Raw genomic sequence first — 12,719 nt, 5'->3', positions numbered from 1 at the left:
GAAGACGATATGACCGACCGACCGACCGTCCTCGTCACAGGGGGCGCGGGCTATATTGGCTCGCATGCCTGCCGCGCACTGTCTGCCGCCGGCTATCAGCCCGTCGTTTATGACAATCTCTCGACAGGTCATCGCAGCTTCGTCGCCGGCCCCCTGGTGATCGGCGACCTGCTCGACGGTGCAGCATTGGCGCGCGCCTTCGCCGACCACAAGGTCACGGCGGTGATGCATTTCGCGGCGGCGAGCCTCGTCGGCGAATCCATGACCGATCCGCAGAAGTACTACATCAACAATGTGCAGGGCACGCTGTCGCTGCTCCAGGCGATGCGCAACGCCGGCTGCCATCGCATCGTGTTCTCCTCGACCGGCGCCGTCTACGGCAACGCCGATTCCAAGGAGCTGCCGGAAGACTTTCCCTGCGCGCCGATCAATCCCTATGGCGCCTCGAAATGGATGATCGAGCGCATGCTCGCCGACTATCGCGCGGCCTATGGCTTCGGCGCGTTCTGCCTGCGCTATTTCAACGCCAGCGGCGCCGATCCGGCCGGCGGCATCGGCGAACTGCGCGACAACGAGACCCATCTCATTCCGCGGGCCATGATGGCCCTGCAGGGCCATGTCGACTTCGCTGTGTTCGGCGACGACTACGACACGCCCGACGGCACCGCGATCCGCGACTACATCCATGTCACCGACCTCGCCGCCGCGCATGTCGCGGCGCTGAAGCTGCTGGAACAGGGACATGCCGGCGGCAGCTTCAATCTCGGCACCGGCTCCGGCTTTTCGGTGCGCGAGATCCTCAACGCCATCAGGCAGGAGACCGGGCGCGAGGTGCCGCACACCGTCAAGCCGCGCCGCGCCGGCGATCCCACCTATCTGGTCGCCGACCCGTCCGCCGCGCGAAAAGTTCTGAACTTCGTGCCGCGTCACTCTGACCTGCCTACGGTCATCCGCACCGCCTGGGCCTGGCACCAGAAGGCACATCCGTTCAGGTCGCGTTAGGTAATCGTAACACCCGCACCTTGCCTGCCGTCCCTCCAAACGGCTAGAATGGACGTTCGCTGCCCCCGTCGGCGCATCGCTGACGGCCGCATTTCAGGCATTGCCGACGATGATGTCGGCATGCATGGCTCGGCCAATTTGCGCGAGCCAGCTTTTTCCGAGCGTCAAGGCCACGATCAAATCCGCGCGTCGGCCTGTCATCGGGCGCGGATTCCGGGAGTATCGACCGCATGCATCAGGCTGCACGCCTGGAGTTCGAGCGCGTGATGGATGAGTTCGTTCGCTGGCATGTCGTGCCCGGGGACGAGCGCTCGCCTGCGCCTGCCTGGTGGTGGGGGCCTGCCATGGCGGTGGTCGACGACCACGAGCCGATGAGCGGCGCATGGTGCTCCGAGCTCGGCTTGAACGAAGGCGCGAGCTTCGCCGACGGTGCGCGCACGATACTCGCGCTGTTCGTCGAGCAGACCTCGCTGACGGGGCCGCAGGATTTTCCGCGCAAGGCCGAGGCCACGGATCACGAGGTCCGCGAATTGCACCCGCAACCGTCAGACGACAGCGCGTTTCAGCCGTAACGCGGCGGCTTCGCGGGCGACGGGATCCGGCTCCGGCTGGAGCGGCGGCGCGATCGGCAGAACCATCGGCCGCAGCAGTTCGGCCATCTGCCGGGCCGGCAGCGGCTTCGAGATCAGGAAGCCCTGCATCTCGTCGCAGCCATGGGTGCGCAGGAACGCTTCCTGCTCGGCGTTCTCGACGCCTTCGGCGACGACGGTCATGCCGAGCGCCTTGCCCATGCTGATGATCGCCTGCGCGATCGCCTGGTCCTCTGAATCCTGCGGCAGGTCACGCACGAAGGAGCGGTCGATCTTGATGGTGTCGATCGGGAAGTGCTTCATCAGCGACATCGACGAATAGCCGGTGCCGAAATCGTCGATCGCGAGGCGGATGCCGCGGCTCTGGATGGCGTCGAGCACCTTGAGCGCGCGCCCGACATTGCGCATCATCATGCTCTCGGTGACCTCCAGCTGGAGCAGCACCGGCGACATGCCGGAGGCCGCCAGCGCCTCGTCGACATCCTGCAACAGATGTTCGTCGACGAACTGCCGCGGCGACAGGTTCACCGCCATCGACAGCGGCAACAGGCCGCGGCGCTGCCACGCCATCGCCTGCGCGCAGGCCTCGTTCAGTACCCAGCGGCCGATCGGCACGATCAGCCCGGTTTCTTCCGCAAGCGGAATGAACTGTGCCGGCGAGACGTTGCCGAGATCGGGATGTGCCCAGCGCAGCAGCGCTTCCACGCCGGTGATCTGGCCGGTCTCCATGTCGACCTTGGGCTGGTAGTTCAGCGAAAACTGCTCGCGCTCCAGCGCCCGGCGCAGCGCGCTCTCGAGCGACAGCCGCTCGATCGACTGCGTCTTCACTTCCTTTGAGAAGAAGCGGTAGCCGTTCTTGCCGTCCTCCTTGGCGAGATACATCGCCATGTCAGCGTTCTTGGTCAGCGTCTGCGCGTCGGAGCCGTTGGCCGGATACATCGCGATGCCGATCGAGGCCGTGGTGTGACACTCGTGGCCGGCCAGTTCCATGGGCTCGGCGAGCGCCGCGAGCAACCCGGTCGCAATCCGCTGCACGTCGTCGATCTCGCCGCACTGGTCGAGGATCACCACGAACTCGTCGCCGCCGAGGCGCGCCACCACGTCGCTTGTCCGCAGCGCACCGCGCAGCCGGTTCGCCACTTCGAGCAGGAGCAGATCGCCGGCCTCGTGGCCCAGCGAATCGTTGATGACCTTGAAGCGGTCGAGATCGATGAACAGAACCGCAAAACGGTGATCGTGGCGCTGCGCGGCGTCGATCGCCTCGCGCAGCAGCCCGTTGAAGGTCTCGCGGTTCGGCAGGTCGGTCAGGCTGTCATGCGAGGCGAGGTATTCGATCCGCTCGTCCGCCTGGTTCTTCTCGTCGGTGCGATCGAAATTCTCCATCGCAAAGGAGACGTTGTCGGCGAGACGCTGCAACAGCTCGACGAACTCGGACGTGAAGGTGCCCGGTTCGGTCGACATGTAGATCATGACGCCGACGGCCTGGTCGTGCGCGATGAGCGGAAACGCCGCGCCCGACCGTGCGCCGTCGCCGCGGACGACGGCATGGAAGACACGGACGCGATCGTCGTTGAGATAGTCGTTGCTGATGCAGGGCTGGCGCGTGCGGAATGCCGTGCCGCTCATTCCGCGCCCCTCGGGACGCTCGGGGTCGACGGAGAGGCGGATATTGCGCGTGGTGTCGGCGGACGGCCCGGCCGCGGCCACGATCTCGAGCTGGTCGCTGTCGGCCCTGGCCAGCGCGATCGTCGTCGAGGTGAACTTGGCGCCGTTCGATGCCGCGAGGCAGACGAGGTCGAACAGCTCGGCGCGCGACTTCGCCCGCATGATCGCCTCGTTGGTGGCGCTCAGCGCCGCGAACATGCGCGTCAGGCGCTCCTTCTGCGCCTCGGTGCGGGCCTTTTCCTCGGCCCGATCGAAATTGTCGAGCGCGAACGAGACGTTCTCGGCAAGCCGCCCCAAGAGCTGGATCAGGTCCGGCGTGAACGCGCCTTCGTCGACTGAAAGGAACAGCAGCACGCCGACCGCCTTGCTGCCGTTGCTGAGCAGCGGGAAGCAGGCCCCCGATCTCGTGCCCTGGATGCGCGCGATCTGGTGCCAATGCGCCGTGCGGATGTCGGTGAGAAGCTCGTTGGCGACGCAAGGGATGCGCGTGCGGAAGGCGGTGCCGGTCAACCCCCGGCCTTCCGGATCTTCCGCCGACGTCGAGAACCGCCACGACTTGACCTGGTAGCAGCTCTCACCCTTGGTCATGGCGATGTCGAGGTAATGTCCGGTTTCGTCCACCAGCGCGATGGTCGCGGAGGAGAAGGTGCCGCCGAGCACCGCGGCTTCGCAGACCACCTCGAACAATTCGGCGCGGGTCTTCACCCGCATGATGGCTTCGTTGGTCGCGCTCAGCGCCTCGAGCATGCCCCGCAGACGATTGCGCTGGATTTCGGCCTTGGCCTTTTCATCGGCGCGATCGAAATTCTCCAGCGCGAAGGCGACGTTGGCCTGAAGCTTGCGCAACAGCTCGACGAACTCGGGCGTGAAGGTACCGCGCTCCGGAGAATTGAACAGGAACACGCCCTCGACCCGGTCGCCATTCAGGAGCGGCAGCGCCGCGGACGACGCGATCCCGGTGCGGCGGGCGCTGGCCTGCCACGGCGCAATGCGGTCGTCGGCGAACACGTCGTTGCTGACCGAGGGCTGGCGCGTGCGGAACGCAGTGCCGGTCAGCCCGCGTCCCTCCGGCACCTGGTCGGAGGTGGAGAACTTGAAAGTGCGGACCTGATCGGCGTTCGGCCCATAGCTGGCGACCACGCGCAGCAGCTCGGCACGATGGTCGGCGAGCGCAATGGTGACCGAGGTAAACTTGGCGCCCTTCGCCGTCGCCTCGCAGACGAGGTCGAACAGCTCGGCCCGCGTCCGCGCGCGCAGGATCGCCTCGTTGGTGGCGCTCAGCGCCGCATACATGCGGGCGAGACGCTCTTCTTCCGCGGCGATACTGGCCTTCTCGGACTCACGGTCAAAATTCTCGATCGCGAACGAGACGTTCTCCGCCATGCGCAGGAGCAGCGCGACGACTTCCTCGTCCTTGGCCCATGACCTGCTGACGAAGGACAACAGCACGCCGACGCTTTCGCCGTGCTTGATCAGCGGCGCGACCACGCAGGCGGCGACACCGGTGTTGACGTTGGCCTGCTCCCACGGGGTTCCCCGGGTGCGGCTGGCGAGATCTTCCTCGATGACGGCCTTCTGCGTCCGGAACACCTCGCCGGAGATGCCCTTGCCATAGGGATTCTCCGGATCGATCGAATAGCGCGCCTGGGTGACCAGCTCCAGATTCTGTCCCGTAGATGCGACCGGCTTCATCCAGTGCGAACCCGGTTCGCGGAGCAGGACGATGGTCGCAAGCGACTTGCCGCCATGCACGGAGGCGTCGCACACGAGCTGGTAGAGCTCCTGCTCGGTCTTGGCGCGGAGAATGGCCTCGTTGGTGGCGCTGATGGCGCCGAACATGCGGTTGAGCCGCCGCGTCGCCCGCTCGCTGGTCTGCCGCGCCGTCTCACGCGCGAAATTGTCGAGGGCATAGGAGATGTTGGCCGACATGCGCTCGAACAGCGACACCATCTGCTCGTTCAGCGAGCCAGCTTCGCTGCGGGTCACGTACAGCACGCCGACGCTCTTGCCGTTGCAGAGCAGCGGCAACGCCGCCGCAGCGCCAATGTGGGCCCTGGCGGCGCCCTCGCGCCACGCCAGCGAGCGCGGGTCGTTCAGATAATCGTTGCTGACGCACAGCCTCTGATCGCGAAACGCCTCGCCGCCGACGCCCAATCCTTCCGGCGTGCCGGCATCCGTGGTGATCTCGATCGAGCGCAGCCGCTGGATATCGTCGCCGCAGCCGGCCGCAAAGCAAAGCCGCCGGCCGTCCGGTCCCACCAGGAACACGGCCACGGCCAAAAAGTCCCCGCTCGAAAACCCGGCGTCGCAGACCTTCTGGTACAGCTCGTCCGGCGATTTCGCGTAGAGGATCGCTTCGTTTATGGCGCTCAACGCCGCAAAGGTGCGCGCGAGTGTCGTCGGCACGATCTCAGCTCCCGGGCATTTCTGCCTAATTTTCCCGGGTACTTTATGAACGGCCATCGCCTAAGTGGTCGTTATTGCGTGTCGCAAACCGTCGATCAGAGTGAACGAGCTGCGAACGACCCCCGCCAAACTGTCGAGAATACCGCCGGCCGGAACGAATCTTCGACCAAAGGCGCGCTCTCTTTACGAATTTGCAGCCCTGTATTGGTTTACGGGAGATTGATATCGGTCCTGCGCTTTGAGACGATGGTCCCCAACAAGCGCCCGCCAGCTATCATGATAAGGGCGATGACCGGGGAAACGCCATGCCGATCGTCAAGGCCGACCGCCTCACGCGCATCAGCGCCGCCCTGCTCCAGGCGGCGGGAGCTTCCCAGGAAGAGGCCGATGCGGTCGCGACCGGCTGCGTCAACGCCAATCTCGCCGGCCACGACTCCCACGGTGTGATCGCGGTTCCCACCTATATCGACCGCATCAAGGCCGGGCACATCGTTCCCGGCGCGACATGGACCATCATCCAGGAATCGCCGACCACGACCGTAATCGACGGCCATTGGGGATTTGGTTTCCACGTCAACGCCAAGGCAATGGCGCTGACGATCGAGAAGGCGAAGACGGCGAACGTCGCCGCCTGCACCGTGTTCCGGCAGAGCCATGTCGGCCGCCTCGCCGCTTATCCGCTGATGGCGATGCGCGAAGGCATGATCGGGATTGCAACCGCGGACTCCGGCCGCTCGCCGAAGCACGTGGCGCCGTTCGGCGGCAAGGAGGCGCGGCTCGGCACCAACCCGATCTCGATCGCGGTGCCGTCCGATCTCGATGCGCCGTTCTACCTGGACATGGCGACCTCGGCGGTCGCCGCCGGCAAGATCCAGCTCGCTGTGGCCCGCGGCGATAAGATCCCGACGGGATGGATCATCGATGCCGAGGGACGGCACACCAACGACCCGACCCAGTATCGCAAGGGCGGCGCGCTGCTGCCGCTCGGCGGCACCGAGGGCTACAAGGGCAGCGGGCTTGCCGCCATGGTCGAGGTGCTGTGCGGCCTGCTCACCGGTCTCGGCTTCGGCGTCGAGCCGACGGGGCGGCACAATGACGGCTGCTTCATGGCGGTGTTCAACGTCGCCGCGTTCCGCCCGCTGAAGGAGTTCAAGCGCGAGGTCGCCGAATTCGCGCGCTATCTGAAATCGACCCCGCCCTCCGAGGGCAGCACGGGCGTCTACTATCCCGGCGAGATCGAGGGCGTGCGCGAGCAACAGCGGCTGCGTGACGGCATCGAGGTCGAGGATGCCACCTGGGACAAGCTGCGCGCGCTGGCGCGGGAATACCGGCTCGACACGGTGCTCGATCTGGCCTGACGCAATTCGGAGAACAGCAGCATGACGCGGCAGATGGTACTGGTCGGCTTCCTCCAGGCGCAAAACTGCACCAATTTGCCGAGCTCCTGGCGGCATCCGGACTCGCGCGACGATTCGATGTCGGCGGATTACTATCAGGAGATCGCCAGGATCCTCGAAGCCGGCAAGTTTCACATGGCCTTCTTCGACGATCGCCTGGCGATGCCGGACCGCTACGGCAACGACCACGCCCATACCGTCGAATACGGCATCCGCTGCGTGAAGATGGACCCGCTGATCGTGCTGACCACGATGGGCATGGTCACCGACAAGCTCGGCCTTGGCGCGACCTGCTCGACCACCTATTACGAGCCGTTCGACGTCGCGCGCCGCTTCGCGACGCTCGATTTGATGTCCGGCGGGCGCGCGGGCTGGAACGTCGTCACCTCGCTCAATGACGGCGAGGCGCTCAACATGGGCCGGGACTCCCATCCCGAACACGATTCCCGCTACGACCGCGCCGACGAGTTCATGGAGGTCGTCCTCGGCCACTGGGACACGTGGGAGGACGGCGCGCTCATCATGGACAAGACAAGCGGCCGCTTTGCCGATCCGGCCAAGGTGAAGCGGCTCGATCACAAGGGAGCGGCCTTCAAGTCGCGTGGCCCCTTCACCGTGCCGCGTTCGCAGCAGGGCCATCCCGTCATCATCCAGGCCGGCGCATCCGGCCGCGGCCAGCGCTTTGCCGGCCGCTGGGGCGAGGTGATCTTCACCGCCGCGCGCAACCTCGCCGCGGCCAAGGAGGGTTATGCGGCCGTGCGCAACGAGGCGGCCAAAGCCGGCCGCGATCCCGAGCAGATGTTCCTCTGCAACCTGACGACGCCGGTCTGCGGCGCGACCAAGGCCGAAGCCGAAGACAAGATGGCGCTGATCAACAAGCTGCCGCTGCAGATCGACGCGCTGTCGCTGCTCGCCGAAGCGCTCAATTACGATTTCGCCTCCAAGGACCTCGACGCGCCGCTGACCACGGAAGAGCTGAAGAGCATGCAGGGCATTTTGGGCATCCGCGACGGCGTGCTGAAGAATTCAGGCAAGAGCAATCCGAGCGCGCGCGATTTCGTCACCTTCTCCGGCCGCGGCCAGGTGCAGGACGCGATGGTCGGCGGCCCCAAGGAGATCGCGGACAAGCTCGAAGAGATGTTCGTCGAGCGCGGCTGCGACGGCTTCGTCATCGCGGCCACCTACGTGCCCGGCTCCTACGCCGATTTCGTTCGCCATATCGTGCCGGAGTTGCAGCGGCGCGGCTTGTTCCAGAAGGACTATCGCGGCAAGACGCTGCGGGAAAATCTCGGCTTGAGGCGGCCGGCCGCCGGCGCCTGGAAGGTGCAGCCGCGCGATGCTGCGGAATAACTGGAGGATCCGACATGCGCTGGCTGAAATTCACCGCCTCGGACAAGACCTCCTGGGGGATCGTTGAAGGCGACCGGGTCATCGCAATCGACGGCGATCCGTTCGGCGGATGGCAGCGCACCGCGCGCACGCTTCCGCTTGGCGAGGTGAAGATCGAGCTGCCGCTGATCCCGCGCACCTTCTATTGCGTCGGCCTGAACTATTTGAAGCACCTGAAGGAGGCCGCCGACAAGCGCGGCGAGGTGCCGGCCGTGCCTGACAGGCCCGAGATCGGCTATCGCGCGCAGAACGCGCTGATCGCACACGACGAGGAGGTCGTGATCCCCTCTTTCGCGACGGACAAGATCCACTACGAGGGCGAGCTCGTCGTCGTCATCGGCAAGAAGGTCAAACACCTCACCAAGCAGAACGCGATGGATTGCGTATTCGGCTACACCATCGGCAACGACGTCAGCGAGCGCAGCTGGCAGAAGGCGGATCGCAGCCTGTGGCGCTCGAAGAACGCCGACACGTTCAAGCCGATGGGCCCGTGGATCGAGACCGAGGCGAATCTCGCCAGGATGGAGACCGTCGTCCGCGTCAACGGCAAGGAGACCAACCGCTTCTACACCAACGACATGATCTTCGGCGTGGTGCCGTTCCTGGTCGAGCTGACCAAGTACTTTACGCTATGGCCGGGCGATGTGATCTGGATGGGCACCGACGGCGCCTCGCCGGACATTAAGCATGGCGATGTCGTGGAGATCGATATCACCGGCATCGGCACGCTGCGCAATCGGTTCGTGCGGGAGCAACGGTAGATCAGCTCGTGCCGCCTGAGCGGCCCTTCACATGATCGATAAAGGCCCGCAACTTCGGCATGATTTGTCGGTGACCGGGATAGTACAGGAACACGCCCGGCGTCATCGGCGCGAATTGCTCCAGGACGGGAACGAGCTTTCCCGCCGCCATGGCACCGGTGGCCAGCGGTGCGGGCACTTGCGCAAGACCCACACCTTCGACGGCGGCTCCGAGCATCGTTGGAAAGTCGTTGGCGATGAAAGGTCCCGCAACCACAATCTCGATCGAACGACCGTTGTCGTCGAGCGACCATGACGCAAGCGCACCGTTCGATCGTCGCAATCTCAAGCACGCGTGCTCGCGCAGATCGTCTGGCCGCTCGGGCCGACCGCGGCGGGCAAGGTAAGCCGGGCTGCCGAGGATAATGAGCGGTAGCGGATTCGTCAGGCGCACCGCGACCATGTCGGGGGCGATGAACTGGCCCAACCTGATGCCGGCGTCAAAACCTTCGGCTGCGAGGTCGACCAGTTCTTCGCTTGCGGCAAGCTCCACCTCGATCTCGGGAAATGCCCGACAGAACGACGCGATCAGCGGCTCCAGCAGGATCGGCACGACGGAGCGCGGTACGGTGAGACGCAGGAGCCCGGCCGGTCGCTGTCCGAGCTCGCGCGCCGCACCGCTGGCGGCGACGAGCTCCTCGAAGGCAGGCCTGGCGCGCGCAAGGAATCTTTCGCCGGCTTCGGTCAAACCGACACTGCGGGTCGTGCGGATGAAGAGCGCGGCGCCGACGCGCGCCTCGAGCGCGCGTATCGCCTGACTGATGGCCGAGGGCGTGACCCCGAGTTCAGCGGCCGCTCGGCGGAAACTGCGATGTTGGGCGACACTCAGGAACGCCTCCACGCCGTCCAGTGCACCGTGCCTGACTGTGAAGTTCTGCTTCATAGCCCGTCAACATTATCGCGAATAGTAACTCGCGGAAAGCAGCTTTACATCCGAATTGCAAATGAGCCGTGCCGCCGCAGCAACCGCCGCGATCGGAGAAACGATATCGATGAAGACAGTCCGCAACGTCGTCTTGAACGTCGTCTTGGCAGTCACCCTCATACTCACAGGCGCAACCTCCATGGCCGATCCTTCACTTGCCCAATCACAGACCGCGTCGCCGACAACGGGGGTCATGGTCATCCTGACCGTCAAGGCGGGCGTCACCCGAGATCAGATCATGGCCGTCATGCCCGATGAAATCAGGCAGACCGTGCAGCTCTATCTCAACGGAACGGTTCGCGAATGGTATTCGCGATCCGACGGGCGCGGCGCCGTATTCCTGTTGAATGTCAGGGATGTCGCCGAGGGACACGCGATCATGGAGGGCCTGCCGCTCGCGCGGCGGGAACTCATGGACCACGACTACATCGCAGTCGGTCCGCTGATGCCGCTCGGTCTGCTGATGGCCAAGCCCTGAGCGTCCGCCGACGCCGAACCCACCGGCTTCGACCACACTGGCCGGACAGGCCACCACAAGGACATCCGAACGTGCCGCAAAGCTTCAACCTTCCCTTCGTGCTCAGCGTCGCCGGCGCTTTCCTGACAAGCGCGGTGGTGGCTTCGATCTACGTCTGGCCGGCACTCCGCGTCATGCCGCGCTATGAGGCCCTGAGACTGCTCGCGGCCTTCAACGCGTTCAGGTTCTTCGGCATGAATTTCATGGTGGCGGGATTCGTATCCGCGGAGTTGAGCCCGAATTTCGCCGCCGAGGTCGGATGGGGGGACCTTATTGCCGCCACTCTCGCGCTCGCGTCAATCGCAGCACTCTCCTGGCGATGGTCGATCGCAATTCCGGTGGTCTGGGCGTTCAACGTCTGGGGCACGCTGGATCTCCTGAATGCCTACTACATGGGCGTGACGAAAATCCAGGATCCCGGCCTCTTCGGCGCCGGCATTTATATTCCAGCCCTCTACGTGCCGCTGCTGCTCGTCAGCCATGTTCTCGTCTTCATGATTCTGGTGAGGTCCGGATCGGAAGAAAAAACGGCCTGACACGGCCGCTGGCCGCGATCTCGTGCGTCCACCACAGCCGACCTCTCTTTAGGGAACGCCGATGAACAGCGATGCTGCTTCCGTTGCCGCCCCGGCCCAGCCTGCCATCCGGCTCGGCTTGATGTGGACCGTTCTATTCACGATCCTGTGGACCTGGCTGATCTACTCGCTCCCCGCACTTCCGCAGAGCGGCTTTCCGGCCCTCGGCGTTCGGCTGCTGGCCCATGGGCTCATTGCGCTCGGCCTGTGGCTCGGGCTCGAAAACACCGCGTTGACGCCAGAGCAACGCCGGGCGACCTGGCTGGTCGTCATGGTCCCCTTCACGCTTTGGGCTGCCCTCGCCTGGACGGCATCCATCAATGGTGCATTCCGCACGGGTGCCTCCTCCTTGCCGCTGCTTCCCGCGGCGATCCTGCTGCCAGTGATCGTCGGCACTCCTGTGCTGATGCTATCGAAGCGGGTCGGGCAATTGCTCGATGCAATGCCGACGACGTGGCTCATCGCCCTTCAGGTCTATCGCATCTTTGGCAGTCAGTGGCTCGCTTACTGGCTGCGCGGGGTGCTGCCGGGCGTCTGGGCATTGCCGGCAGGAGCCGGCGACGTGCTGACCGGACTGTTCGCGGTGCCGGTGGCGATCGCCTTGGCGGCCGGGACCGCCGAGGAGCGGAAAGGAGCGATCTTCTGGAATATCTTCGGCCTCGCAGACTTCGCCGTCGCGATCGCCCTGGGAATGGCGATGTCGCCTGGCCCGTTCCAGCTCATCGTTCCGGATGGCCCGAGCATGGCCATTGATACCTTTCCGAACGTGCTGACCCCGGCCTTCGTCGTGCCAAGCTCGATCCTGCTGCATGCACTGTCGCTGCGCCAACTGCGCCGTCGCAGCCGGGTGGAGACGGTATGAGTCCCCGCGTTGTCTCAGAACGGCAGCGCCACGCCGGTCTTGATCTCCTTCAGCACCACATTGCTGCGGACGTAGCGGATGCCGGGGATGCGGAACATGAACTCGTCGAGGAATCTGTTATAGGCCGCCATGTCCTGCACGACGACGCGCAAATGATAATCGGCGTCGCCCGTGGTCGCGAAACATTCCAGCACCTCGCGGCGCGTCGTGACCCTGGCCACGAATTCGTCGACGAACTTCGCATCGTGCCGCTCCAGCGAGACGTGGAGGATGGCCGACATCGTAAATCCCGCCTGCTCGCGCGCGACCAGCGCGGCATAGCCTTGGATGACGCCGCTCTCCTCCAGCGCGCGCACCCTGCGCCAGCAGGCGGAGGTGGACATGCCGACCTCGTCGGCGAGCTGCTGATTGGTGGCGCGACCATCCTTCTGAAGATGGGCGAGTATTCGCGTGTCCTGTTCTTCGATCATGGAGGCCTCCCCAGGCCGAGAACATCTACCAAATTTGATCGTCTTGTGCAAAATTCTACCGAAATTTTGATCTACGCGGGACAAATAGGTAAGACCTACCAGGCTCCCAGGCATAACCTTC

General features: G+C 64.9%; 11 protein-coding genes. 8 read left to right on the top strand and 3 right to left on the bottom strand.

Going from position 1 to position 12,719, the window contains the following annotated elements; translation table 11 throughout:
- Nucleotides 1-9 precede the first annotated feature (9 nt).
- Both galE and AAFG50_RS06000 read left to right on the top strand, forming a co-directional pair.
- Entirely contained in the window at nt 10-1,002 is a 993-nt protein-coding gene (gene galE / locus AAFG50_RS06005; protein ID WP_028173920.1) for a UDP-glucose 4-epimerase GalE, read from the top strand.
- Nucleotides 1,003-1,232: 230 nt separating this feature from the next.
- Nucleotides 1,233-1,574 (top strand): hypothetical protein, encoded by a 342-nt coding sequence (locus tag AAFG50_RS06000; RefSeq protein ID WP_011090308.1) that lies wholly within the window; start codon nt 1,233-1,235, stop codon nt 1,572-1,574.
- Here the strand turns inward: AAFG50_RS06000 and AAFG50_RS05995 are convergent.
- Nucleotides 1,548-5,663, bottom strand: coding sequence for a GAF domain-containing protein (locus tag AAFG50_RS05995; RefSeq protein ID WP_028173919.1), 4,116 nt, complete (start codon nt 5,661-5,663; stop codon nt 1,548-1,550). The genes AAFG50_RS06000 and AAFG50_RS05995 overlap by 27 nt on opposite strands.
- A gap of 305 nt (nt 5,664-5,968) precedes the next feature.
- On the opposite strand from AAFG50_RS05995, the gene AAFG50_RS05990 reads away from it, so the two are divergent.
- Genes AAFG50_RS05990 through AAFG50_RS05980 form a run of 3 tightly spaced genes read left to right on the top strand, consistent with a single transcriptional unit; the run spans nt 5,969 to nt 9,210 of the window.
- Nucleotides 5,969-7,021, top strand: a complete 1,053-nt coding sequence (locus AAFG50_RS05990; protein ID WP_028173918.1) for an Ldh family oxidoreductase — start codon at nt 5,969-5,971, stop codon at nt 7,019-7,021.
- Nucleotides 7,022-7,042: 21 nt separating this feature from the next.
- The gene (locus AAFG50_RS05985; protein WP_028173917.1) at nt 7,043-8,410 is read left to right on the top strand and encodes an LLM class flavin-dependent oxidoreductase; all 1,368 of its coding nucleotides are present in this window, start codon (nt 7,043-7,045) and stop codon (nt 8,408-8,410) included.
- Between the two features lie 14 nt (nt 8,411-8,424).
- Complete coding sequence (locus tag AAFG50_RS05980; protein WP_028173916.1) at nt 8,425-9,210, top strand: fumarylacetoacetate hydrolase family protein; 786 nt, start codon at nt 8,425-8,427, stop codon at nt 9,208-9,210.
- 1 nt (nt 9,211) lies between these two features.
- Here AAFG50_RS05980 and AAFG50_RS05975 read toward each other — a convergent pair whose 3' ends face one another.
- A complete protein-coding gene (locus AAFG50_RS05975) occupies nt 9,212-10,132 on the bottom strand; it encodes a LysR family transcriptional regulator (protein ID WP_028173915.1) in 921 nt (306 codons plus the stop codon).
- A gap of 61 nt (nt 10,133-10,193) precedes the next feature.
- On the opposite strand from AAFG50_RS05975, the gene AAFG50_RS05970 reads away from it, so the two are divergent.
- The 3 genes from AAFG50_RS05970 to AAFG50_RS05960 all read left to right on the top strand — a co-directional run bounded on the left by AAFG50_RS05970 (nt 10,194) and on the right by AAFG50_RS05960 (nt 12,128).
- On the top strand, nt 10,194-10,652 hold the full coding sequence (locus tag AAFG50_RS05970; protein ID WP_074077547.1) for a hypothetical protein: 459 nt from the start codon (nt 10,194-10,196) through the stop codon (nt 10,650-10,652).
- A 71-nt stretch (nt 10,653-10,723) separates the two neighbouring features.
- Nucleotides 10,724-11,227 carry a hypothetical protein gene (locus AAFG50_RS05965; protein WP_028173912.1) on the top strand — a complete coding sequence of 168 codons (504 nt, stop codon included), beginning with the start codon at nt 10,724-10,726 and terminating at the stop codon, nt 11,225-11,227.
- A 61-nt stretch (nt 11,228-11,288) separates the two neighbouring features.
- Entirely contained in the window at nt 11,289-12,128 is an 840-nt protein-coding gene (locus tag AAFG50_RS05960; RefSeq protein ID WP_028173911.1) for a hypothetical protein, read from the top strand.
- 14 nt (nt 12,129-12,142) lie between these two features.
- Here AAFG50_RS05960 and AAFG50_RS05955 read toward each other — a convergent pair whose 3' ends face one another.
- Nucleotides 12,143-12,598 carry an Lrp/AsnC family transcriptional regulator gene (locus tag AAFG50_RS05955; RefSeq protein WP_028173910.1) on the bottom strand — a complete coding sequence of 152 codons (456 nt, stop codon included), beginning with the start codon at nt 12,596-12,598 and terminating at the stop codon, nt 12,143-12,145.
- Nucleotides 12,599-12,719 lie beyond the last annotated feature (121 nt).

This window comes from Bradyrhizobium sp. B039, assembly GCF_038965675.1.
GTDB classification, from domain to species: Bacteria; Pseudomonadota; Alphaproteobacteria; order Rhizobiales; family Xanthobacteraceae; genus Bradyrhizobium; species Bradyrhizobium diazoefficiens.
Note: the sequence above shows the minus strand (reverse complement) of the source record. Positions and strands in the feature narration are given on the sequence as shown.